Source organism: Mucilaginibacter gotjawali (assembly GCF_002355435.1).
Taxonomy (GTDB): domain Bacteria; phylum Bacteroidota; class Bacteroidia; order Sphingobacteriales; family Sphingobacteriaceae; genus Mucilaginibacter; species Mucilaginibacter gotjawali.
The window spans coordinates 735,985-761,383 of the sequence record NZ_AP017313.1; the positions used below are offsets into that span (position 1 = coordinate 735,985).

At 44.8% G+C, this 25,399-nt stretch carries 20 protein-coding genes; 11 read left to right on the forward strand and 9 right to left on the reverse strand.

From position 1 onward, the window contains the following. The first annotated feature begins 250 nt into the window (after positions 1 to 250). The 4 genes from MgSA37_RS03405 to MgSA37_RS03420 all read left to right on the forward strand — a co-directional run bounded on the left by MgSA37_RS03405 (position 251) and on the right by MgSA37_RS03420 (position 6,194). Positions 251 to 1,168 (forward strand): phospholipase D family protein, encoded by a 918-nt coding sequence (locus MgSA37_RS03405; protein ID WP_096349854.1) that lies wholly within the window; start codon positions 251 to 253, stop codon positions 1,166 to 1,168. Between the two features lie 247 nt (positions 1,169 to 1,415). Then, a complete protein-coding gene (locus MgSA37_RS03410) occupies positions 1,416 to 2,633 on the forward strand; it encodes a DNA adenine methylase (protein ID WP_096349855.1) in 1,218 nt (405 codons plus the stop codon). Then, on the forward strand, positions 2,609 to 4,837 hold the full coding sequence (locus MgSA37_RS03415; protein WP_096349856.1) for a DGQHR domain-containing protein: 2,229 nt from the start codon (positions 2,609 to 2,611) through the stop codon (positions 4,835 to 4,837). Before MgSA37_RS03410 ends, MgSA37_RS03415 begins: the two co-directional genes overlap by 25 nt. A gap of 1 nt (position 4,838) precedes the next feature. Then, on the forward strand, positions 4,839 to 6,194 hold the full coding sequence (locus MgSA37_RS03420) for a hypothetical protein (protein WP_096349857.1): 1,356 nt from the start codon (positions 4,839 to 4,841) through the stop codon (positions 6,192 to 6,194). 468 nt (positions 6,195 to 6,662) lie between these two features. On the opposite strand, the gene MgSA37_RS03425 is transcribed toward MgSA37_RS03420, so the two are convergent. From MgSA37_RS03425 to MgSA37_RS28720, 4 genes are all read right to left on the reverse strand, one after another. Next, the gene (locus MgSA37_RS03425) at positions 6,663 to 7,019 is read right to left on the reverse strand and encodes a hypothetical protein (RefSeq protein WP_096349858.1); all 357 of its coding nucleotides are present in this window, start codon (positions 7,017 to 7,019) and stop codon (positions 6,663 to 6,665) included. A 114-nt stretch (positions 7,020 to 7,133) separates the two neighbouring features. Next, a complete protein-coding gene (locus tag MgSA37_RS03430; RefSeq protein ID WP_096349859.1) occupies positions 7,134 to 7,394 on the reverse strand; it encodes a hypothetical protein in 261 nt (86 codons plus the stop codon). A 366-nt stretch (positions 7,395 to 7,760) separates the two neighbouring features. Beyond that, complete coding sequence (locus MgSA37_RS03435; protein ID WP_096349860.1) at positions 7,761 to 10,034, reverse strand: TonB-dependent receptor; 2,274 nt, start codon at positions 10,032 to 10,034, stop codon at positions 7,761 to 7,763. A 243-nt stretch (positions 10,035 to 10,277) separates the two neighbouring features. Further along, complete coding sequence (locus MgSA37_RS28720; protein ID WP_183476221.1) at positions 10,278 to 10,649, reverse strand: hypothetical protein; 372 nt, start codon at positions 10,647 to 10,649, stop codon at positions 10,278 to 10,280. A gap of 246 nt (positions 10,650 to 10,895) precedes the next feature. Between MgSA37_RS28720 and MgSA37_RS03445 the strand changes: the two genes are divergently transcribed. After that, a complete protein-coding gene (locus MgSA37_RS03445) occupies positions 10,896 to 11,423 on the forward strand; it encodes a DinB family protein (protein ID WP_096357229.1) in 528 nt (175 codons plus the stop codon). Between the two features lie 87 nt (positions 11,424 to 11,510). On the opposite strand, the gene MgSA37_RS03450 is transcribed toward MgSA37_RS03445, so the two are convergent. The 3 genes from MgSA37_RS03450 to MgSA37_RS03460 form a co-directional block, all read right to left on the reverse strand. Further along, positions 11,511 to 11,876, reverse strand: coding sequence for a glycoside hydrolase (locus tag MgSA37_RS03450; RefSeq protein WP_096349861.1), 366 nt, complete (start codon positions 11,874 to 11,876; stop codon positions 11,511 to 11,513). 229 nt (positions 11,877 to 12,105) lie between these two features. Further along, complete coding sequence (locus tag MgSA37_RS03455; RefSeq protein WP_096349862.1) at positions 12,106 to 12,468, reverse strand: glycoside hydrolase; 363 nt, start codon at positions 12,466 to 12,468, stop codon at positions 12,106 to 12,108. A 77-nt stretch (positions 12,469 to 12,545) separates the two neighbouring features. Then, complete coding sequence (locus tag MgSA37_RS03460) at positions 12,546 to 12,905, reverse strand: glycoside hydrolase (protein ID WP_096349863.1); 360 nt, start codon at positions 12,903 to 12,905, stop codon at positions 12,546 to 12,548. 185 nt (positions 12,906 to 13,090) lie between these two features. Here MgSA37_RS03460 and MgSA37_RS03465 point away from each other — a divergent pair, with 185 nt between their 5' ends. From MgSA37_RS03465 to MgSA37_RS03480, 4 genes are all read left to right on the forward strand, one after another. Further along, entirely contained in the window at positions 13,091 to 13,675 is a 585-nt protein-coding gene (locus tag MgSA37_RS03465; RefSeq protein ID WP_096349864.1) for a glycosyl hydrolase family 28-related protein, read from the forward strand. Beyond that, entirely contained in the window at positions 13,567 to 14,664 is a 1,098-nt protein-coding gene (locus MgSA37_RS03470; protein WP_157750407.1) for a glycoside hydrolase family 28 protein, read from the forward strand. The genes MgSA37_RS03465 and MgSA37_RS03470 overlap by 109 nt, the downstream gene beginning before the upstream one ends. 130 nt (positions 14,665 to 14,794) lie before the next feature. After that, the gene (locus MgSA37_RS03475; RefSeq protein WP_096349866.1) at positions 14,795 to 15,097 is read left to right on the forward strand and encodes a hypothetical protein; all 303 of its coding nucleotides are present in this window, start codon (positions 14,795 to 14,797) and stop codon (positions 15,095 to 15,097) included. 221 nt (positions 15,098 to 15,318) lie between these two features. Beyond that, positions 15,319 to 16,890 carry an IPT/TIG domain-containing protein gene (locus MgSA37_RS03480; protein WP_157750408.1) on the forward strand — a complete coding sequence of 524 codons (1,572 nt, stop codon included), beginning with the start codon at positions 15,319 to 15,321 and terminating at the stop codon, positions 16,888 to 16,890. A gap of 543 nt (positions 16,891 to 17,433) precedes the next feature. Here the strand turns inward: MgSA37_RS03480 and MgSA37_RS28080 are convergent. Beyond that, a complete protein-coding gene (locus tag MgSA37_RS28080; RefSeq protein ID WP_157750409.1) occupies positions 17,434 to 17,577 on the reverse strand; it encodes a hypothetical protein in 144 nt (47 codons plus the stop codon). An 82-nt stretch (positions 17,578 to 17,659) separates the two neighbouring features. Next, positions 17,660 to 18,028, reverse strand: coding sequence for an AI-2E family transporter (locus tag MgSA37_RS03485; protein WP_096349868.1), 369 nt, complete (start codon positions 18,026 to 18,028; stop codon positions 17,660 to 17,662). Between the two features lie 102 nt (positions 18,029 to 18,130). Here MgSA37_RS03485 and MgSA37_RS03490 point away from each other — a divergent pair, with 102 nt between their 5' ends. Together MgSA37_RS03490 and MgSA37_RS03495 are read left to right on the forward strand one after the other, a co-directional pair. Then, the gene (locus MgSA37_RS03490; protein ID WP_096349869.1) at positions 18,131 to 24,313 is read left to right on the forward strand and encodes an FG-GAP-like repeat-containing protein; all 6,183 of its coding nucleotides are present in this window, start codon (positions 18,131 to 18,133) and stop codon (positions 24,311 to 24,313) included. Next, the gene (locus tag MgSA37_RS03495) at positions 24,301 to 25,044 is read left to right on the forward strand and encodes a hypothetical protein (protein WP_096349870.1); all 744 of its coding nucleotides are present in this window, start codon (positions 24,301 to 24,303) and stop codon (positions 25,042 to 25,044) included. The genes MgSA37_RS03490 and MgSA37_RS03495 overlap by 13 nt, the downstream gene beginning before the upstream one ends. Positions 25,045 to 25,399: the final 355 nt, after the last annotated feature.

Sequence of the window (25,399 nt, forward strand, 5' to 3'; positions counted from 1 at the left end):
GCCCCGACTTTTGACTATAGACTCCGGACTTAAGACTTAGAAACGGGGCCCGGGCCAGCCGTTCATACGCCGTTGGCCTTAGGCGCGGGCCGGTATCCACTTCCGTCCCTAACGCAGGGATACTGAATTAAATATTTATATTTTTAAAAATAATATTAAATAACGTTTAATGTTACTTTTGACGCGGATACCCCAAACCAAATCAACCTGATATTTTCAACCTTATTTATTAGCAATTATTTTTTAAAAGATGGCCCAATTTAAAAGTGGTAGTGCATTAAACGCGCAACTAGAAAAATTAATAGGAGAAGCAGACAAAGTTTTATGGCTTATTTCTCCTTACATAAAACTACATAATAAAATTATAGCTGAACTAAAGCAAAAAGCAAGTAATCCTGAACTATCAGTAATCGTTTTATTTGGGAAAGGTGATGACGGGGTTAATAAATTGAGTTATGAAGACGCAACTTTTTTTAAGACGTTTGCGAACATCGAAATTCGGCACGAGAAGAATCTGCACGCCAAGTATTATGCAAATGAACATGGTGGTATGATTGCTTCTATGAATCTGTACGAGTTCTCACATAATAATAATATAGAATGTGGAGTCTGGCTGGATACTCCGGGGGCAGCAGAAAGGTTGATCGGACTATCTAAAGACGCCGAAGTGGATGATGACTCTACGAAATTCTTTTTAAGAGTGATAAAAAACAGCGAATTATTGTTTAAAAGAGAACCGGAATTTGAATCGGGGCTTATCAGTATATTGAAGAAAAAGTATAAAGGGTCGATTACAAAGGTCGACAAACTAGACGCCTACATAAAGGCCGACGAGAAAAAGAAAGAAAGTTCGTTTTCCGGGTTTAAGAACTATGGTGAGACCAATTCGAACAAGTCTGCTGCAAGTCCAGCCTATAAGTCGAACGAATACCAGCGCGGGAATAATACTTACAATCAAAGCCGAAATAACAATGATGCGTTTGCATCGCCAAAAGGGTATTGTATCAGAACAGGTGTCGAAATCCCTTTTAATCCCGAGCGGCCATTTTGTTATGATGCATATAATACCTGGTCACAGTTTAGCAATTACGATTACCCGGAAAAATATTGTCATAAAACTGGCCGGCTTACTAATGGGAAGACTTCGTTTAGAAATCCAATTTTATAATTGCGTTTCGATGGATGTTAATAAAAAATATTAATGCAATAGCTATTAAGTGAAACTCACAGGGGAAGCTATTTCACTACCTGTCAGAGGTGAACAAGGAGCCCACCCCTGCGGGTCTTTACACGGATTCTCGCGAGAGAAGGGAGTATATTTTTTTTAATTATAGGTAATAAGATCAGTTTTATATTTAACTTAGATAATGTTTGATTTAGATTACCTTTATTGCCTTAAAACGTTCAAAAATTAGATGGAAGCAGAGGAAATAGAGATTGTTGAAACCAAGATCCCACATTTATTAAAGTACATGGGATCAAAAAGAGAGATTATAGGTTTCGTTACGGACGCAATAAAATCTTTAGATGTGCAAAGTACCTGGCTTTGTGATTTGTTCGCTGGAACATCTGTTGTTGCCGGCTCGCTAAAAAGTTCATATAATATTCATGTTAACGATATTCAAGCTTATTCGGCTGTTTTAGCAAATACTTATTTATCGAATTTAAAAGGCACAATTGCACCCGATGCGTTAGATAAAATAAAATTAAAAGTTAATAAACTAGTTCGTGAGTTTTTAAATAAATATCCCCAACTAAATTACGATTACGATAGTGCCACTACGTTAGATCAATTTATAGCTTTAGAGCAGGCGCAACAAAAGCTAATCGACAAAGATTTTCAAATTGGATTTCACTTGTTCGCTAAAAACTTTTCGGGTACTTATTGGTCTTATAGTCAATGTGTCTGGATTGACTCCATACGTGCAGTGGCCGATCAGTACATTGGGAAACCCGAATATTATGCGATTTTGTCCTCTCTGATATTTGCTATGTCGTATGTTTCCCAAAGCACCGGGCACTACGCTCAATTTAGGGATACTACTCAAGACAATATGTTGGATATATTAAGCTATCGCAAAAGAGACTTATGGGAATATTTCGAACGAAAATTTAAAGAACTTACTTTAAACCTTAATGGTGAAGCTTCTAAAGAGTATAAGACTACGACTCTCGACTATCTTGATTGCTTGCGTATAATTGAAGAAGGTTCCATAGTGTATGCTGATCCCCCTTACCAGTCAGTTCATTACTCCAGATTTTACCATGCTTTGGAAACCCTTGTACGATATGATTATCCTAAAGTATTGCATAAAGGTAGATATAGAGATGATAGGCATCAGTCTCCATTTTGTAAGAAAACAACCGTAAACCAGGCTTTCTCTGCTCTTTTCGAATGTATTAAAAAGACAAATTCTCATTTAGTTTTAAGCTATAGTGATTCGGGTATGATCAAATTACAAGATATTGAACGCCTTGCATATGTTATATTTCAAGATGACTACATATATAGCCTACTTGAAAAGGATCATATTCATAGCACTATGGGTAGAAGTGATGAAAGACAACAAGACGTAAAGGAGTACATATTAATATACAAAAAAAATAAATGGCACCTAAACCGGACATTTTAAAATTAAAATCTTCAGGGACAAAATTCGATATCGTCAAAGTAATTTCAATTACGATCGAGAACGATATCTCTTCGTATTTAAAAAAAGAGAAAGGAATAGATATTCCTACACTTTGTCATTACTTGGGGATAAATACTATAGGAGATGAATTACCTTCATTTTGGTCAAAAATATATGATTACCCTGACCAGGTGGGCTTATTTTCGCTTATGGCAGCAATTTTCACACACCATGAAAATATTGATCTATTTGCACATAAATATGGAAATGAAAGTATGTCCGGCACCCTTACAATGCAGGAAGGCAAGCTTTTTACTAATTTAAGAAGCGCTTTAGTTGTTTCTGGAGCCTCAGATAAAATATTTCGCACTAAAAAAGAGGTGCCGTATGATTTATCTAAATTATTTCAATCTGGAGATGTCGGTGTTTTGATGAAACAATTACTAATAAACAGATTGGTGACCATTGGATATTCACTCAAAGAGTCGAAGGAAAAATTTTTGGAGCTGACTACGGAATTAGATTTTCCAAAAGCTTTTAGCCTCACAAATAAGCAATTTGAAGATTGGACCAATGGCATCGGGATTTCTAACTCGCTATATGAATTGGAAAAAAATGGAATTACTTATTCAAAATACGGCCGAATTAAAGCCTTAAAAGTAAAGCAATGGTTAAATGAATGGGATAACGTTTCAAAATTTGGTCAAAAGAATAGAAGAAAACCTGAGCCATATTTTTATCAATTTAATATTCCAGCTCTCTTGCTAAAAAGGATATACGAAATACACACAAGACATGCATTTGTTGGCAGAAAAGACGAGCCATTCAGCCAGCGTAAACATAGTGAAGAGAGATCAAATGAAATTAGGGAATTTATTAAAGGAGGTTTCCCTTGGTCAACAATTTCGCTACAGCAGAAGGAAGGCGAGACATTTAAAAATTTGCAAATGCCGGGGTGGCTCCCAACGAGCATAATTGCTAATATATTAAAACCAGATAGTTTACGGAGACAAAAAAAAATTGAGGAGGATTCCGTAATAAAAATTGAACAAATCGACGATAACTTTGCTGAACTTGTTCTACCTTCAAAAATTTGGTCTGATAAATGGACCCCAATAGTATCACCAATAGAAATTATTGACGGACAGCATCGGATTAAAGCATTTGATCACATTTCTGATTTAAGTGGAAATTTCGATTTTCCCGTGGTTGCTTATCATGATTTGGATTTTACTTGGCAGGCGTATTTGTTTTACACGATAAACATTAAGCCCAAAAGAATTAATACGAGTTTGGCATATGATTTAATGCCATTATTAAGAATTCAAGATTGGCTTGAACAGGATCTTAACGGTCCAGATATTTATAAAAAAGTTCGTGCGCAAGAACTTACCGAATTACTGTGGAAGAGTCATATAAGCCCATGGCACAATAGAATAAATATGCTTGGAAATACGGGGGAATCAAAAGGCTCTCCGGTATCTCAAAATGCATTTATTAATTCATTAACTACGAGTTTTGTAAAAAAGTGGGAAGGTAAAATTGGGGGGCTTTTTGGTGGTGAAATGACCGAAGGACAAGAAGACGTAATTCAATGGGACAAAGAAACGCAGGCGGCTTTCTTAATATTAATTTGGAGATCAATAAATACTGCAATAGGTAAAAGTAAAGTTGAATGGGTGACGGATTTGAAAGCCCGCAGTACCGATAATTTGGTTAATTCTTCTGGAATAGACTTAAGCATACCTTTTTATAGCCCTCTAAGTTTTCTAACCACTGATCAAGGTATAAGGCCTGTTTTATTTATTTTTAATGATTTATGCTTTGTTGCCAATGAGATTTTGGGATTAAAAGAATTTTTTGTAGATGTTGATTACGAAAAGTACACGAGCGATGAAATAATTGAAATTATAGTAAATGCATTTCGTGCGAATAATAATATTAATAATTTTATTAATATTATTTCCACCATTTTAATAGATAAGTTTGATTGGAGGACACCTTCAGCATTTGATCAAAACGATTTAATTCAGGATACGAAAAGACAACACCAAAATCAATTTCGAGGAAGTGGTGGGTATCGGGAAATGAGAGTACAACTTCTAAGGATTTTGGCGGCGTCAACGGAAGTTTTGAATGTCGGTGAGATTGATATTCAAATAAAAGATTTAGCTGTCGAAGTTCAATCGAAATTAGGACTATAATATGCCGCCACCTACTCCCATCACTAATCTTCATTTGGCATCGGGTTCCGCTATTGCCGCAGCGTTATCTAATCTAAAAGGTACTTTTAATGGAATTAACGGGTGGCAGAATGCAGCAAATAATAAATATATAATAGATACTGTAGATGAAATAGGCAGGGATTTTAGGGCCGGCAGTATCAATAATATAGAGATAGTGAATTATATTGCTACTTCAGCGTGTATTCATTGTTTTAACGGATGGTCCTACCTTTCTAGCTCAATTAATTCATTGTTGGAAGGTGATTATGGAAATGCCATACACAGTGCTTATTATGCTGAATTGAGAGGAATAACCTCTTTTCTTGCCTCTCAAGGAATTGGCGTTTTCAATGGAAATAACGTTATAATTGATCAACTAGGCGTTGCTCATGAAGCTACTCCCAAAAAGCTACAAACGCATGTGTTTGCTAAACAGGCATTTGATGAATGGCTGAATAACCCTGCTAATTCTGAAACACTTTTAAAATCATTTATTATAGAAAATAGTTCATTAAGTGATTGGATGGTCGCCACTGGGTTTTCTACGGATATGGCCCCTCGGTTAGCATCGATCTGGTTACAAGATTGGAGCATAGACCTAAGCGTAATAAACACCGAGCAAAAACTAAGGAATTATGTGAGTTATAATCCTCAAAACTTTGATTTATCTATAGTAAGAGGAGCCGATAATATTCGAGATAGAGTAAGCTTTATAGTTGAACTATGGAAATTATGTTCTCCTAATGAAATATTTCCAAACTCGATCTTAAGGAATACCTACGAGATGCTTTACAGCAATCTCTTTTCAATGAATTTAACCGAATTAGACAGGGTGAAAGATTGGAATCCAATATTGACTGCACTAGGGAAAAATCCTGCAGATAACAGGAGCGATTTTATCATTCAATTTCTGTTACGTCAGATTGAGCCTGCAAATAATATCGTATTTGATTATGCGAATTCTGTCAGGTATTCTGTACCTGTATTAGAACATGAAACAAATCCAATAGGTATTATTTCTAGAGCTTGCTTAATTTTACTGGTAAATACTAAAATTGTAGAATCCATGCTCAAGCAGTCAGGTACAACTAAGGCAGATTTGCGATTTTGGTTCGATAATATTGGGTTAAAGTTAGGGTACTGGAATGCGGGAGCAGAACCTTATTTATTGTCTGATTTATGGAGTGATGTTGAACTTGAATTGGATAGCTTAGAGGCTTGGGTTTCCAATCCTTCAACAATTTTCACTCCGTATAATTACAAGACAAATTTCAAAGGCTCAATGCCACATTTCAGACACTTGGGTAAGGCCTGCTTATGGAATATTGGTCTATAGAAGGTTTGGGGCTACCCATGCTGCTCCTCTCGCGCGAGAATGCAGCCCCGGCCTGCAGCGTTGGGGTTCTCGTGCGCCGCTGACAGGTAATGAACCAGTTGCCGCCCCTCTTCTGGCCCTCTTCTGGCGCTGGTATGCAGCGCAGGCCAAAAGCGTGGCGTACCAGTGCCCCGCTGATAGGTAATGGCCCACAGTTTTAAACGGCGCCGCAAATCTCGGTTTTACTGTAACGAATGCTCTCCTATTTCGCCAGGGGTAGCCGCCTAACGGGGCAATAAATAATTTGAAATGAATTTTCTACAAAGGTTTTGCCCCTATGGGGCATGGCTGCCTGGTTATCTCTCAGGCCCTGTTGGCGGAGTGATGGCCGAGCACTTCAATCTTGTTGACAAAGGAAATATTAAAGTCGTCATCAATTATAGAGGATATTTTAGAATAAACTATTTCGGCCAAAGCCTGCCGGTAAACTCAATTAATGTATTTGAGTCTATTAATATCTCTTTCCCATTCAGCCCGGCTTTGCTCAATGTCCTTAATCATTCGCTGTGCATCGTCTTTGCTAATGTCAATAAGTTTGGCATAATCAGACGGCTTCATGCGATCAGTTGATTCCGACTTGATGGTAACGCCGAGTTCTTTAAGGATTTGCCGCACCAAGGGCCCTTTTTTATCAGGAACGTTAATCACTAATGTTTCCATAGAAACAAATTTAATCAATTTAGTACTTTGTTTTTCTATACTATTAAAATTTAAAAGCCTTGTTGGTGACAACGCCAACAAAAGCGAAAAATGCCCATCGCGGGAATAGCACTGGCGTTTATGCATTGGCTACGAGGTTGCTTCGTCGTTCCTCCTCGCAATGACAAATTTTTTAGGGAGAACCCCGAAGCTTATCTGCTGACTGAAGGAAAAAATTCCTTTTGAGAAGCGTTTCCAGAATTAAAGAAAAATCAAAAGCGGGCAAAGGCCTGACAGAAAAGCGGGCCAGGGAGTCTGGCCTGCAGCGCTGAAGCTTTTTTCTGTCTTGATTTTTTTGGTTACTTTTTGTATCAAGACAAAATTGCGATAGCAATCATTCACACCTAAAAAAATAAACAACCCGTGAATAACGAACAGCCCCCGCGGCAATTGAGCGGCAGCGGCTGCGGGTGAAACCAAAATGCTTATCGCGGGTGACGTCTCACCGGTTTGATTCTCCACGTTTGTTGGTGACAACACCAACAAAGGCGAAAATGCTCATCGCGGGAGTGGCTCCCCGGTTTGTATATCCTTAATCATTTGCTGTGCATCGTCTTTGCTAATGTCAATAAGTTTGGCATAATCAGACGGCTTCATGCGATCAGTTGATTCCGAGTTCTTTAAGGATTTGCCGCACCAAGGGCCCTTTTTTATCAGGAACGTTAATCACTAATGTTTCCATAAAGACAAATTTAATCAATTTAGTACTTTGTTTTTCTATCCCACAAATATTTACGCCGGACCGACCTTTTGAGGCAGGCCCGGCAGAAAAGCAAACAATTCTTCATCCTATAACCCTTCCATCCCATGTATCATAGTTCATCCCCATCAAAAAAACACCGCTACCCTCAGCTTCGCAAAAAACGGCGTGCCGGGGGTAAAGCTCATCTGGTCAATAGGGGCGGTTTCGCCGCGCAGGCGGCTCACCTGTTCAACCGCGTATTCCTGCCATTGGGTATTCAGCAGGTTTTCGATGGTTAAACCCACTTCGTAACGCTTTTGGGTATAGTTCACCTTCAGGTCGGTAACAAAATAGCCATCGGCCTTAAGGGTGTAAGTATTATTGCCGGGCCTGTCGTGCATGTAGCGGTAGCTCAGGCCGCCGTTAATGCCGTTCTTCAGCTTAAAATCAAGCCCGCCGGTGCTGGTAAAAGTAGGGGCCAGGGGCAGGTAGCCGGTTTTCGCGGCGCTGTCAGCCAGCCGTGGCCGGGCCAGGTTTAGGTTGACGGCAGCAAACAGCCAGGGCGCCAGCTGGTACCGTGCCGACAGGTCCACCCCCATGCGCCGGGTGCGGCCGCCGGGGGCAATGTCGCCGTCGTCGGTATAAATAAATTCCTGCTGCAGGTACAGGTACCAGGCGGCGGCGTTTATGTAGAGGTGCGGCATGGGTTTCCAGTTCAGGCCCAGGTCGGCGCCATAAGCGGCAGGCAAAGTTTGCAAGCCCTTATTACCGATCACCGCTATGGCATTATTGGAATGAAAGCCCTTGCCCGCTTTTAAATAAAACTGAACCTGGTTGTTAGCAGTATACTGTACATTCAGTTTCGGGCTGGCAATCACTTCCGTTTTGGTACTTCCGGCAAAATTAAAGCTGAAATAATCCAGCCGCGAGCCTGCGTTTAAAAGCCATTTGCCGCTTTCAAAAGTTTCGTCGAGGTATAGGCCCGTGTTGTTCTGGCGAATATCGCCATGGGTAACATTACTCAAAAACCGGTACTGTTGGGTCACAAAACTATAGTCCGTCCCATACGTCCGGTCGAACCGGCTGCTCAGGCCCACTGCGGAGGTCAGCTGGTTATTGCCCCAGTATTTCCTGTGGCTCAGTTTTCCGTTATAGCCAAACATGTCCCGTTCTTCGTGCTGCTGTTTCTCATCGCCATTAACACTGTCGAGTGCAAAAAAGGTAGAATTTACATGTAGCAGGAACTTATAATGGGTATAATACAGCTGGTTATCCATGGTCCAGTTATTGCCAAGGTTGGTGCTCAGTTTGGCAATGGCGTTTACGCGGCTGGTTTTGCCGCCTTGGGCACTGTCAATAGTACCAAAGCGGCTGATGGTAACCGGCGCGGCCGGGATGGTAATGGGATTACCGTTATCGTCGAGCGCTGTGCTGCCTGCCGCTACCGCCCGCTGCGGGATCTCCCCCGAAGCCACCCAGCTGGTGCTGAAAGTGGATGCGCTCAATGTCAGTTTATTGCCCTCACCCATTTGCTTGCTGTATTTGGCAAATAAATTGGTGCGTTTGTAATGTTCGGGCAGTTTAAAGGCGCCGTCGGTATAGTTGTATTCGCCTGCGATGTAGGCGTTTTCGCCATTTTGTTTGGCTTTGGCGTTTAACAGATCAATCAGCCCGGCCGCGCGGAAGGTATTAAATTGCCCCCGCTCCAAACTGATGGTGCTTTTGTCGGGCGCGTCTTTGGTGTTAAAAGCCAGGTAGGCCGCGGTGGTAAAATCGCCATAGCCTGTGTAATACGGCCCTTTGCCATAGTCAAAAGTGGCAATGGTTTCGGGGATGAGGAAATGCAGGTCGGCATAACCCTGCCCGTGGATATGTGATACCATATTTACCGGCATCCCGTCTACCGAAACATTAACGTCGGTACCGTGGTCGGCATCAAAACCGCGCACAAAAATCTGCTCCGCCTTGCCGCCGCCCATGTGCTGGGCAATAAACAAGCCCGGCACCAGCCGCATCAGATCCTGCGACGAATTGATGGGGCGAACGTTCAGGTCGATATTGCCGAGCGTATGGAAGGAATTGTTGTTTAGCCCTGGTAGTATCACCACCTCCTTCAGGTCGATAGATCCCCGGTTCAGGCTGATGAGCACAGGCCGGGCATGTTCGGCCTTAACCTGTTGTATGGTGTAACCGATAAATGAGACGGTTAGTGTAGCGGAATCGGCGGGGAGATTAAGGCGGAAATCGCCGTTTTTATCGGTGTTGGTGCCTTTGCCGGTGGCGCTCACCGTGGCATATTCAACGGGTTGGCGGGTAATTTGGTCAATAACGGTGCCTTTGTATATTTTTTGAGCGTGGCACAGGCTGATGCCTGCAATTAGCAACAGGGCTATGGGCGCTGTTTTTTTTAAAAAATGCATATAAGTATAAGATGGATAGCAGGCTGCCTTCAAAACCGGCTCCTTGTGCCCTTTGTGAAACCTTTGCGCCCATCGTGGTAAAAAATAAACCACAATGACCACGAAGAATGCACGAAGAACACTAAGCCTGTATAACTGGCAGCAGCAACTTTGTTTTTAAATAAATGTGTTGAATGGCCTCAGATGATTCCTTTTTCCTCCCTCTCCTTTGGAGAGGGCCGGGGTGAGGCGTAAAGTGTACGATTACCCGAGCCGGGGCGGCTGGTAAATGGGCAGATCAACAACGGGCAGGGTAAAACGGTGATTGGGCACCTGCATTACCTGCACTACGTGCGAGTAAAACCGGGTTTCGGCTTTTTGTCCGAATAAGGCTTCCTGGAAAAGGTTCTTCTGCGACTGGCGCTCATCATTCTTTTCTTTTTCTTCGGCCTGCCTTATTTTTTTCATGAAATAGCATTTGCCATTACAATGCAGCCATGGCTTGTCCCGGTTTTCGCATAAATGTGCGGCGATATAATTTCTGTTCAGCTCGAAACCTGCAAAAACAAACAGGCGCGAAAAACTGGCAGACATTACCGCGACAATCAGCAAATAAGCAATTAAAGGGCGTACCATATGGCCGCAAAGGTAAAAATGCCGCCGCAATTAAAATGTGTTTAAGATCACTTTTTTGCAAGAGGCCGTAAAAGATAAAAAAACGGGTATACGGCGGTCTTTGCCGGATGGTAGGTGCTTTTGCACCAGCATTTTTTATGATAAAAACAATTTGTTTGAAATTATTTTCCTCAATGTAATTTACTGCTGACATAAGGCTGTCACCGGCCTGTATTTTCTTTGTATAAAGAACAAAACAAAACCATCATGAAACAGCAAGAATTAACCATCGAAACAAACGTATCGCCAATTGTTTACTTAATGAAAAATTATGCCGGCTATAACCTTTGGGCAAACGCAAGCCTTGTAAACTGGCTGCGTACAAAGCCTGCTGATGTATTGGAACAGGAAGTGCCATCAAGCTTCACTACTATAAAATCAACCATTGTACATATCTGGAATACGCAGCGTTACTGGTTATCAATCATAAAAAGAAGCGGGCCGCAACGCGTTGAAGAATTTACCGGTACGTTGGAAGATGCTTTCAGAGGCCTCGTTGAACACTCGGACGAATTTGCTGATTATATCGAATCAATGACAGATCAGCAGATCGAAGAAAACAATATGGTGATCAATCGCTGGTTTCAATGCGATTTTCAGAATTTTGAATATATTATGCAGGTGATGAACCACAGTACTTATCATCGCGGGCAAATTGTAACCATGGGCCGCAGCCTTGGCTTTACCGATGCACCCATGACAGATTATAATTTTTATAATATCCATGGCCGGTAAGCGTCTCCACCATAAATTACGGAAAAGAGGCTGTCCCCATACAGGTACAGCCTCTTCAATACATTTAGCGGGGTATAATAACAGCGGTTACTTATCGCGTTTCAGCGTTGCATGCATTTTCATGCCGTTAAAGTCAATATCCATCCCTACCGAATCAGCATCAGGATAAAATTTACCGGTATGTTTTACATCGGTACCGTTAACCGAAACGTTGAAGGTAAAATCAGTAGGATCAATAAATTTACCATCAGTAATGTTTACGTCGCCCTGTGGCGAGGAGGCCACACCCGTTAATTTGCCGCTGTCGGTTTTAAAAGTGTAAGTCAGCGGGAACTGGTTACCATCAGGGGTATTAAGGGTGCCTGTCCATTTACCGGCTAAGCTGGCTGCAAATGCAAATGCCGCCACAACGCAGCATACCAATGCCGCAGTTGTAAAAAGTCTTTTTTTCATTATTAATTTAGTTTGCTATAAGATGCTGTAAAACAGCTGGTGTTACAGTTGGAAGAAGATTTTTAGGGAAAAGAGCCAGAAGCAGGAAGTCCATAGTCGATAGACCATAGTCCATAGCCAGGAAAAGGATGACGAAAACGTTTTCGCGTTATAAATAAATGCCTTAGTTCTTCTTTTATTTATAAAATCGTGATTCCAACTATGGACCATGGACTATGGTCTATCAACTTTACTTAGGCCTGCTCAGCTTAATATGTCCCTTATTGCCTTCAAAGGTAACATCCATACCGATAGAATCTCCGGCGGCAAAATATTTCCCTTTGTGCGAGTAGGTAACACCCTGCACCGAAACGCTGAAACTCAGGTCGTCACCGGAAACCTTGCCGCTGTCAAGTGGTACGCTCATGCCCGAAGTTTCCAGGGTGCCGGTAAGGCTGCTGCCTTCCACTTTAAAGGTGTAGCTCAGCGGGTAGGCATTGCCATCCGGCGCGTTAAATGTCGACGACCATTGGCCGCCCATGTCTGCAATTGCTGCGTAGCAAAGGGCAAAGCAGCATAACAGCACTGCTGTTATTAATAATGTTCTTTTCATATTTGGGTTGGTCTTTTAAATAAAAGTATATTTTTAGGCAGATAAAAGCAAGCCCGGGTAAAATATTTTTATCGCGCTTATTGCGCAACCCGTTTCAAGGTGGCGTGTGATTTTGCATCGCCCAGGCTGATATCCACCCCAACCGAATCGCCATAGAATTTGCCCTCATGGTCAATCTCCATATTGCTTATGATCACGTTAAAGGTAAACTTATCACCGGTGATCTTGCCATCGTTAATGGGCAGCTCGCCTTTAGGTGTTTTGGCAGTTCCGGTCAGTTCGGTGCCGGCAATTTTAAAACTGTACAGCAGCGGGTACTCATCGCCCTGGTCGGTTTTTAACAGGCCGGTCCATTTGCCGTTCAGGTTTTCAGTGGTTGCCGAAGCATAAAAAAAGCAGATCAGAAATAAGAAAGTTGCGAAGATTCTTGTTTTCATAATGGGTTATTTTTTCGTAGTTTGATTTTTTTTTCAATGGCACTCAAGTTGGCTACGCCGTTTTTCATCGCTAAAGGTAGAATCAGTATTAAAGCATATCATCAACAATATGTTAAGTTTGTTGTCGCGATGGTTTATCTGTCAACTATTTTTTAACATATTAACATATCTTAGTTGTAAAATATATGGGTTTTTATTTACGTAACTTATTGTTGATGTTGTGTTTATGTGGCACGTCAGCACTGGCGCAAACTTTTAATATCAGGGAGTACGGGGCCCTTAACGATGGCAAAACCGTTTGCACCGCCGCTATACAGAAAGCCGTTGACGCCTGCTACCAAAACGGCGGCGGCAGGGTATACGTTCCGGCCGGGCAGTTTATCACCGGTACGGTTCATCTAAAAAGCAATGTAAACCTCTGCCTGGAAAGCGGCGCGGTATTATTGGGCAGCCCTAACCTGCAGGATTACGAAAGCTATACCAAAGCAGGCTACGGCATTAATTATTATGGTATCCTATATACGGCAGATGCTGAAAATGTATCCATCAGTGGCTCAGGCGCTATTGACGGCAACAACAAAGTTTTTTTGACTTCGGCCACGCCAAAAAGATCGACGCCAACAGCGCCCGCTTCACCCGGCAAAAAGATAATTACCGCCATGTGGAAACAGGTATCGGCGATGGCCCCGTGGTGCCGAAGGACCGTCCGCGCCAGATGGTTATCTTCAGCAACTGCAAACACGTGCAGCTGCGTGATATTTCGCTGTTAAACTCCCCATTCTGGACGCTTCACTTTGCCGATTGCGACGACGTCAGCGTAAACGCCATCCGCCTGTGGAGCGGCATCCTGGTGCCCAATGCTGATGGCATCGATGTAACCAGCTGTTCCAATGTGGTGATCGCCAATTCAGATATCCGCTCCGGCGACGACGCCATTGCCATTGTGGGTTACGACCATCATTTCGAGATCCCCGGTTTTGAGGGCATCAAACATGTTTCGCAAAATATCATTGTTACCGGCTGTAACCTGCAGTCATATTCCAGCGGCATCCGCATAGGCTTTCTCGATCAGAACACCGTGCGCAACGTACACGTGAGCCATTGCAATATCACCAACTCCAGCCGCGGCATCGGTATTTTTTTGCGCGATGAAGGCTCGCTCGAAAATCTCACCTTCAGCGATATCACCATCGAAACCCGGATGCATACCGGCGACTGGTGGGGCAACGGCGAACCCATCCATATCTCGGCCGTGCGTGGTAAGGAAAACGTAAAACTTGGCACCATCAAAAATGTTGAGTTCAATAACATCACTTGTAAAGGCGAAAACGGAATCCTTTTGTATGGCTCGGAAGACAGCCAATTGCAGGATATCCGCTTTAACCATGTCTCCATGGAGTTGGTGAACAGTAAACTGAACGACGTTATGGGCGGTAATATCGACCTGCGCGGCTGCCTGGACGAACACCAGCAGCTGTTTGCCGCCAATATTCCCGGCCTGCTGGTCCGTCACATTACCGGCTTAACCCTCAATGATTTTAAACTAACCTGGGACCCCACCGTCAATCAGCCTTATTTTACAAATGCCATCACCGTGGATAATTTTAAAGATATAAAAATTGTCGATTTTGCAGGAACGGCGTCGCCGGCGGATCAAAACGCGGCGCCAATTTTATTGGAAAATGGCGACGGGGCGAAAGTGAACGGGAAAGTTAAAGTAGATAAGGTGGGGGTGACGGGGTTTGAGGGGGTGAAGTGAGGTTTTATATTTGACTGTACATCTCGTTACGCAGGGTCGTTTCCAGGTTTAAGTTTACCCATAAAATTTGATCAGGCGGATATAATCGTCGATTTCACCAAACGTTCCTACGGAACGCAGGTATTGGTAATTGTATTTTCTACCAACCAGACGTCCGCCAGGGGCGGACGAAAAAATAAAAAGTGCGTTCCATAGGAACGCCTGGTCGGTAGAAATCGATCAAAAAACGCATTTTCGTTCCATAGGAACGTTTGGTAGTCGCCGAATTAACAATGGTAAAGCGATATTTGCGCCTATTTTTATGGGTAAACTTAAACTTCCAGGAGATTATGCGGGGACAGAAAAACACGCAAACAAATATACCGAAATTGAATTTATTGCCGAAAGGCAACGTTTTCAATTTGAAAGATATGAGTCCGCCGCTGCGCTTTGACCAGTAGCGGCAGATTCGCGACTGAAGAGATAAAAAAATAAAGATTTTTTTTATCTTTATGGAATTAAAAGCTAATGCCTTCATTCATCCCTGATCCTAATCTTTGTGCTTAAAAATTTATTACCCTTATTAGTGCTGATATTGTTTATAGCGGCATGCAAAAAAGAAACCGGGCCTAAGACTACAAAGATAAACCAGGCGCAAGGGACAATAAAAGTAGATTGGGGCGATACCATAACCATTTCCGGCCAAAACTTGCCCGCACAGGTAAGCGTATTTTTGATAAAGTCTCCTCACAGGTAATCTCGAGCAATGGCCAGCAGATACGATGTGTGGTGCCCTATTTTAACACCAATCCCACCGTTTCGGTAACAGTTATTTACGGTGCCGATACCGTCAAACTAAATAATTACGCCACGCTTAACGCCCCGGTGATAACCTCTTTTACCCCAACACAGGCCCTTGGCGATACAGTTATAATAAATGGCGATCATTTTGAAAATACGGGCCTCCTTGTAACATTCGGTAGTGTACAATCGACTGTCATCTATGGATCTAAAAAAATGCTTAAGGTAATTGTGCCGGACGGGATCCAAAGCACACATACAACTATCAGTGTTAAGTCGCAATTACAAACCGTCGCTGCTACGTCCAATTTCGTGCTCCTGGAGCCGGTTATAACCAGTATCACACCTTCTGCCTTTATAGGTAATGTGGTTACAATAAAAGGTAAATATTTTCATCCCCTGGGCCCGTTCCAGCTACTCCTCGACAATAAGCCGGCAAATTTTGAGATACAGGATGATGGCACGATCACTTTCAAGGTACCGTATCAGGCTTATCCACGCAGGAAAACGACTATAACGCTAAAACTGCTCGACTATACAATAACCTACCCTGTTGATCTGATAATTAAAGATAATTGGGTTTTGGTAAAACAGGGTATTCCGTTTGAACCGTACAATGCTACGCCCCTTGCTGTTGGTTCAGATGTATATGTGATAGCACCAATAATCAGCCCTTCGAATAACCAGTTTTATTTGTGGCATTTTAACCCGGCAGATTTTTCGTGGACAGCAGTCGGCACCCAGTTATCTTTTACGAACGGTAATATTTGTACCGGGACATGCGGCAACAAAATCTATTTATATAATATAACGGGTCCGGATACTTTTTATGAGTTTGACCCTGCTACCAGCAATTGGACCGCGAAAGCGGGCTTTATTGGGCCGCCGCGCTACAACCCAATAATGTTTAGCATTAGCGGCAATTTATACTTGGGCTCCGGCCAGCATGTTGTTAATGGACAAATACAGTCTGTTGCCGATTGGTACATGTATACGCCAGGTAACGATCAATGGTCCCGTGTAGCCGATATGCTTGCCGGTTTCAACAGTAGTTACCCTATGACTTCGGCGCAAGCTGTTGTGATCAATAATATTGCATATGTAGTTTGCGGGGGATGGTTTTTTGATTATAAATACGACCCGGCAAACAATACTTGGTCGCCAATGCAAAATATGCTCGAACCACGTGTAAATGCCGGGGTAGTGGTTTATAATCAAAAGTTGTATACATTAGAAGGTACCGTAGTACAGAACGTGGGTAACCCCAACCGTAACCTTTTTAAATATGACCCGGTTGCTGACCAATGGCAGTACCTGCCCTTTTCAATGGACCCTTATGGGGCTGAATTAAATATAGCGTTTACTACAGGCGGAAAGATATATATGGTTTCATATGACACCTACGGAAGTATAAATAACCTTTATGAAGGGCTTTCGCTACCATAGGCTAACTTTATAAATTTGTGTTTCAACTGGGTCTTTCTCAGCGAACCCTGCGTTTGGTGCCGTACATCTGCCGGCACAAGGTTTCTTGCATAAAACCCCGAATGCTAATAAGTTAAAGGGAGATAATTTTTTTGATTGCACCGTTAGGTGAAAAATATTGGTAGAAAAATAGATAAAAAACGAAAAGCGTGCCATCGGTACGCAACAATCGTAGCGGCATTAGCCCTAATGATTTGCGTTTAGGTTTCGTACCGGCGGGCAATGTCATTAAGTTAAGAGAGTTTCTTTTTTTTGCCCTCTTTATCGCGTAGCGAAAGAGAGGGCGGACGAGCGTAGCAACGTCCGGGTGAGTCAACGGAGCGCGTTTATAAGCGCCATTGCCCGCTTAACTTAATGACATTGACCGGCGGGACGGGAACACCTGGTGTTTTTTCTGCCAATATTAGCCCCTGGATTGGGGCTGGTCAACCTTATTTATTAGTAGCGTTGAGGAGACCCGGCGCCACGGGAAGAGCATTTCCTGGCGGGCGAAATTTATGAGCCCTACTGTTTCTTCACTTTTGAAACCCTTTTTGTTTTGAGCAGCGCTACTTGTTTCCGCATGTCTTCTAAGGAAAGTTTGGACTTTTTTGAGTTAGCTTGTTCGGCCAGCTTGTTCATCTCCGAGAATGATATGTTGTAATTCATCCTTTATATTTTTCATTAAGATTCAACGTTCAAATATGGAGCTTTTTTTGAACACCGCAGAAGCACAATGGTTTGCCGGCTATTAGTAAAACAGCCATTTAATTTGGATTTCCGCCCGCCTCATTTCGCCAATCACCACCCCCAACACCGTAACCAACGCATTGATCCTCACCTTTGAACCCACCACCAGTGGTAAAATAATATTCCTATCCAAAACATGGGTAACGAGAAAAGTAATGAACACATAAATAACGGCGGTACTATCGGCCGATGTGCCGGGGGGTGTTGCACTGAGCACTATGCCGGCAAAGATCCCGAAATAGGGGAGGAGGTTAAAAATACCCGTGATGAGGCCCGGCAGGATGGGATAGGGTACACCCACAATAAAAAGCGTGACACTGACTGCCGTAGCGACGATCGTCATTGCTGCCAATGATCCGGGTACGGGCATTGCAAACAAATAAATTTTTTACCCGGAACAGAGTAACATTTGGATAATATTTTTTTAAGTATATTGTAACCGGTTTAAATCACTCACAATTTCACGTACCCGATGCTGCCTGATAAACCAAATGTCTCACAACCCTGCAAAAAAAGGAACAGCCTGTTTGTCGTCCTGTTATTAATATTTTTCGGCTGGTTTTTGCCCGTCCGTGCACAATTTCACCAAATTCATATCGAGCCTGATGTGGACCATGCCGTTAAACTAAGTTTTTATACGCCAGCCCAGGGCTTTGTAGCTTTTAATAAATATATCGGATTTACGACCGACAGCGGGCGAACCTTTACGCAGAAAACAATTACTGCCGGCAACGTTGACTACAGCGGCAACCCCGTCAACCTCACTTTCGGGTTTAGTATAAGTGGCGTAAAGACTTTCGATAGTAATAATATTTTTGTTTATGGCGATTATGGCTTTCAGCCAACTATCCTGCGCTCGACGGATGGGGGTAATACATTCAAGATCGTGTTCTGGATTGCGACGAATCTGGCAACAAGTACGTCTACCATTACCGACCTTGTCTTTCCGCAGAACGGCAATATTGGTTATGCCATATACGCCAATAACGTAATTAAAACAACCGATGGCGGGCAGACCTGGGCTGAAGATGCGGTGATTAACGACACCAACTACACTAACCTGCAATTTATAGACGATACGCATGGCTATGCTTTTGGCCCTAATGCATCCGTCATTTCCTACACCACCGATGGCAGCAGGTGGTTTACACTTGCCGCGACCGGCGGAACACTTCAAAGCGCCTTTTTTTTGAATACTACCAGGGGATGGGCCTGTAATACGGACGGAAGTACTTATATGACACAGGACGGGGGCAGGTCGTGGTCGCTGCAGACCATTCTGTCAGTCAGCAATAGGGTACTTACTAAAATGCAATTTGTAAACGACAGCACAGGCTATGCCATTGCCGCAGGGTTTGAAGTTTACAAAACTTCGAATAGTGGAAAAATATGGGAGCGCCTGCCCCGTAATACCACCTATCACTACCTGGGTTATTCGTTGAACGACCTGCAATTGATGAATAATTTTACCTGGGCGGCAGGCGGGCATGGCTATGTAGCGCTGAGTACCAATAACGGAGGCCCGACGGTACCGCTCCCCCTTTTTACCACCGATACCACCGGCTATTTCAATACCGGCATAGTAAAACTTGTAAACTATTCCAGGTCGGGTTACAGTTATAACTGGTTTGTAAACGGTAAGTCCGTCAGTACATCATACAACAGTTCCTATGTACATAACCCGAATCACTTTTATGATACGATTTCTTTAATTAACACCAACGGAAAGTATAAGGACACGCTGACACAATATGGCAACCACTTTTACGAGGTAATTGTAAAAAGTTTTACCCCTGCCACGGCCAAACAAGGCGATGTGGTCACCATTACCGGCGCCCGGCTGGATTATACCATAGGCGTTGAATTCGGCGGCGTTCCCGCGGCATCATTTACCATCGTATCGCCATCAACCGTTACGGCGGTGGTGGGCGCCGGGGCCTCCGGAAAAGTATCGGTGTATTCGGCCCTTAATACCGCCTCACAAGCCGGCTTTAAATTTCTTCCGGGGCCTGTTATCAGTTCTTTTTCACCGTTAACGGCCCAGGGGGGCAGTACCATCACGCTGACAGGCCAGTATTTTACCGGCGCTACCGCTGTTACGTTTGGCGGCGTGCCGGCGGCATCGTTTAAGGTAGTATCTGATACGCAGCTTACGGCAGTATTGGGTAAAGGCAGTTCGGGCAGCATTGTAGTAACCAGCCCCGGCGGCACGGGGTCTATAGCAGGGTTCGTCATGCTGCCGGTTATTGATAGCTTCACCCCCGCCAGCGGCGGTGCCGGCACATCTATAAGAATAAACGGGTCGGGGTTGGACGGTCCCACCGCAGTTACCATTGGCGGGGTCGCGGTGCAATCATTTGTTGCCGATGCTGTCGGCCATATCACTGCGGTGGCCGGAGCTGGTGCAACCGGCGTTATAACCGTGACCACAGCCGGGGGTAATTTCTCCTCAACGGCATCATTTACCTATTACGATCAACCGGTAATCACCTCATTCGCGCCTGTAACCGCAAAGATTGGAGATGTAATCACCATAAAAGGGCAGCATTTTACCGGCACAACAAGTGTTATGTTTGGCGGTGTGGCGGCGGCGTCATTTAACGTCATCTCCGACACTCAAATTACGGCGGTTTTAGGCAAAGGCAGTTCGGGAACCGTGACGGTGACTAATCCGGGTGGTACGGGTTCAATCACGGGTTTCACGCAAACACCCGTTATTGACAGTTTTACACCTTCGGCGGGTGCGGGCGGTACTATCATCAGTATTAACGGCTCCGGTTTTAGCACAGTCACAGCGCTTACCATTGGCGGGGTCGCCGCGCAGTCATTCGTCGCCGATTCTGCCGGGCACATCACGGCGGTTGCCGGTGCCGGCGGCACCGGTGTAATAACCATAACCACGCCTTCAGGCAATTACAGTTCAACCGCAACATTTACTTATTATTATCCGCCGGCAGTTACATCGTTTGCGCCTTTAAACGGTCCGGCAGGCGCTACTATCACCGTTAATGGCGGTCACTTTTCAGCTGCAGCTTCTGACAATGCGGTTTATTTTGGCGGCGTGCCGGCAACGGTGTTAAGCGCTACGCCGACTGCATTAAAAGTAACCGTGCCTGCCGGCGCAACTTATGGCTTCATCACCGTGCAAACACGTAACCTGGCTGGTGTTTCGCGGCTGCCTTTTACCGTTACTTTCCCCAACGGCGGCGTGCTGGATGCCTATTCATTCCCTGCGGCAACAAAAAAGATAGCGCCGAATGCCGGCACCAGCCCCATTGTGGCGGATATTGACGGCGACGGCAAGCCCGATATCCTAACCCGCAACTCAACCGGTATAAATGGGTTTTCCGTACAGCTAAACACGGGTACACCGGGCAATTTTTCCTACACACAACAAAATATCGACGGCATGAATGCTTATGCATTTGCGCTCGCCGACCTTGACGGCGACGGCCTGCCCGAGCTGCTTACTACCGATAACACTACAAACAACGTTGTTATTTATCATAACATTTCAACACCGGGCCACGTGGCCTTTGGCGATACGTTTTCCTTTACCCCAACCAGCTTCTCAACCTTTTCTATGGCTATTGCCGCCGCAGATCTGGATGGCGATGGTAAACCTGATATTGTGGTTACCAACAGTAATGGTCTGAACGAAATAGACCTTTACCGCAACACTTCACAACCGGGGAAGCTGTCTTTTGATACTGCTTTTCCACTGGGGGGTACGGCAGACAGTTTTACAATAGCGGATTTTGATGGTGACGGCAAACCCGACCTGCTCGCTACCTTCGGTAACAACTCCAACGGTATTGATATGCTGCGCAACACCAGCACACCGGGCAATTTTAGCTTCGACCGGGTGCCGGATGTGTTTCCGGCAAATCCTTATCCCATTTGCGCCGGTGACATAGACGGCGACGGAAAATTGGATGTGATCATCCTGGACAGGCAGAGCAATTATATCGATGTGTACCGCAACTTATCCACCCCGGGTAAAGTAGCGTTTTCCACCCTGGCCACTTATGCCGTGCCGGCCTGGCCGGTAAATGCCATGATGGCTGATTTTGACGGCGATGGCAAGCCGGATATAGCCGTTAACGCCTATGACGGCAATACTCCCGGCAACACCGTTGCAACCATTTTTAAGAATATTTCTACACCAGGTAAATTATCGTTGCTAGCCCCGGTTAATTATGCCACCGGCATTACCGTGGGCGATTTGATGGCGGCCGCGGACGTGGATGGAGACGGAAAAGCCGACTTGTTGTTTTCAGCTGACGGGCAATCGCTTCAGGCGCTTATCAACCACGTAAAACCTTCGCCAATGATCTATACGCTAACGCCCACAAACGGCGTAAAAGGCGATACGGTGCACATCAGCGGCGTAAACCTGGCAACGGCGACGGCGGTAAGCTTTGGCGGGGTTGCAGCATCTTCGTTTATCGTAAACGCTGATCAGTCTATCACTGCCACACTGGGCAATGGCGCTACCGGCGCGGTGCAGGTTATCAATCCTTACGGCACCGCCTCCGGCCCCAATTTTGTTTACGGAGGTATCCCGTCTGTTATTTCGTTTACACCGGCTACGGGCATCGCCGGCACACAGGTAACTATTACCGGTACTAATTTCGATACTGAGCCGGCTAAAAATGTAGTTTATTTCGGCGGTGCGAAGGCTACCGTCACTTCCGCCTCCGCAACACAATTGGTGGCAACTGTACCGGCCGGCGCTACCTACCAGCCCATAACCGTGGCCACCCACAACTTTGTTGCTTATTCGGCGCTGCCCTTCACACTTGCCTTTAACGGCGACGCTACCCTCGATGCGCAATCGTTCAGCAAAAAATTCACCATGCCCGGCAATGTGGTAACCACCGGCGATATCGACGGCGACGGCAATCTCGACCTGCTGTTCATGTCGCCAGCCAACGAACTGATAGTAGCGCGCAGCCAGGGGCTTAAGGATAGCGTGGCTTTTGATGCCAACAAAACAATTGCCACCGGTCTCAATATCCGCCATATTTATTTAGCAGATATTGACGCAGACGGAAAGCCCGATATTGTATGCCTTACGGTATCACCTAATCAAATTATTGTTTATCGCAATACCAGCATCGGCAGCAATATCAGTTTTGATACCGGTGTTCCTTTACCTACAGGCGGTGCAGAATACGCATATCTTACCATTAATGATGCCGATGGTGACGGGCTGCCCGATATTGTATCTACCAACTTTGCCCGGCAGTCGCTAATTGTTTACCGCAATACCACGCAGGCAGGCAAAATAAGTTTTGCGCCGCCGGTATATCATTACGTTGCCAATGCCAGCGACGAGGCGGTATTAACGGATCTTGATGGCGACGGTAAAACTGAAATGGTATCCTGCGGGGTACAAAACGTATCACTCAGTATTACAACGAATGCCAGTACACCGGGCAATTTTAATTTCGGGTCCACAACGGTTTTGTCTGGCAGCACCAGTGGCTTACTGCAGGTAGCTGATTTCGACGGCGACGGCAAGCCCGACATCGCGGCGGCCTTCGACTACTATTTTCAGCCAACCCCGACTTTTTTCCGGAATACCGGGACCGGAAAACTGGCTTTCAGCAAAGTAGTGATATCAAAAGATTTCGCCCCGAGCGCCGTACTGGCCGGTGACCTGAACGGCGACGGCAAGCCGGAGTTTATCGCGGTAGACCCTGGCTTTCAAAGGCTGGCGGTGATGGTTAATACCAGTACCCCGGGTACGATATCGTTTAACAAAGATTATTTTATTGCAAACAGGGACGCGCAGTCGGGCATTGGTACCACTGATGCCTATTCGCAGGTAGCGGCAGGCGATATGGACCAGGATGGTAAGACGGACCTTATTATATCAACCAACGGGATCATAACCATTTATCGTAACATCAGGGCGACATTAAAAACACTGCCTGATACCGACTTGAAAGTTAAATTTACCAGCCTCAGCTGCAGGGGAACGAAAGATGGTTCTATCAACTTAACGGCGGCCGTATCGGCCCCATACACCGCCACCGTGACCGACCAAAACGGTAACGTAATAGCGACCGGCAATTTTACCAAGACCTATAGCGCAACCAGCCTGGATACCGGCTATTATAACATTTGTGTTACCGATGCGGATATTTCCGGTTTCCAGCAATGCCTTAGCGGGCGCCTGGGCGAGCCCCAGGACCTTTCGGCTTTTTCGGTGGTAAACAACGGCAAACAAACCGCCGATTTGCATTTAAGCGGGGGCGATGCCTATACCATACAGGTAAATGACGAAACTTATCATACCAGTCAATCCGATTATACCGTTCCCCTGCAAAAAGGCAATAATAAATTAACCATTACAACCGGTAAGGAATGCCAGGGCGTATTTATGCAACGCATTACTATTGGCAACACCATGGTAATATACCCCAACCCTTTTGTGGCCGGTGTGCAGATAGATGTGGGCGATAGCCAGGCTTCGGCAGGAACGGTGGAGATTGTTGATGCGCTGGGGCGAAACGTATATAAAGACAATATTACCAACGATTACGGTAAGCTGAACATGGATCTGTCCGGGCTGAAAAGCGGGTTTTACGTGGTGAAACTTACTATCGACAACAAACAAACGGTTTATAAGCTATGGAAAAAATAAGGTTGTTTATATTTTTAGGCTTATTGGTTGCTGTGCTCGCCTCATGCAGTAAAAAAAGCGCACCGCCGCCGCAACCGCCGCCCGACACGGTAACCGTTAAGCCACCCGGCAAAGCCGTCCAGCTAACGCCTGCGAATAACGAACCGTGCACCGTTGGCACGAATGTTACCGGCACACAAAGCAAAGTTACTTTTACCTGGACCGCCGCCACCGCAACGGATACTTATGAGGTGCACATAAAAAACCTCGTTACCAATAACATTACAGTGCTTTTAACCCCTAACTTAACACTTGACGCTACCCTGGCGCTAGCCACGCCATATTCGTGGTATCTTGTTTCAACATCTAAAAAAAGTACGCAAACCGCGCAAAGTGATACGTGGAAATTTTACAATTCGGGGCCGGGCATTACGTTTTACCCGCCATACCCCGCCGAAGCTGTATATCCTTTGGTTGGACAAACATTGTCATTTCCGGTTGGTGCGGGAGGCGGAAGTTTAACCATAAAATGGCAGGCATCGGCAGGCAGCAGCCCGATAAAGAACTACACGTTACGCTATACAAATTTGTTATATAATATTAACACCACCAACGCATCTATAGTTACAACCACCACTAATTCGGCAACCGTTTCCGTAAGTGCGGGCAACACCTATTACTGGGAAGTAGTTACAACCGATACTGCAGGCAATACATCTGCCTCGCAGGTTTACAATTTTTACGTGGAGTAAAACAGCGGGGTAATTTGTTGGCATGGCCGGCTTAGGATGTTGATGTACAGTAATGTCCGGGAGAATTCAACATAGTTCTCGCAGTTGACCCTGCGTTTGGTTCCGTACATCTCCCGGCGCAGGGTCTCCTGAAGATTTAAGTTAACCCATAAAACTTTGTCAGTTGGGTATGGTGTCTATTTCACCAGGCGTTCCTCCGGAACGCGTTTACACCTTGTTGTTTTTCTACCAACCATACGTCCGTACCGGACGAAAGAACAAAAAAGCGTTCCATAGGAACGCCTGGTCGGTTGCAACATGGCCAAAACCCGTTTTTACGTTCCTACGGAACGTTTGGTGGTCGCGGAATTTTCAT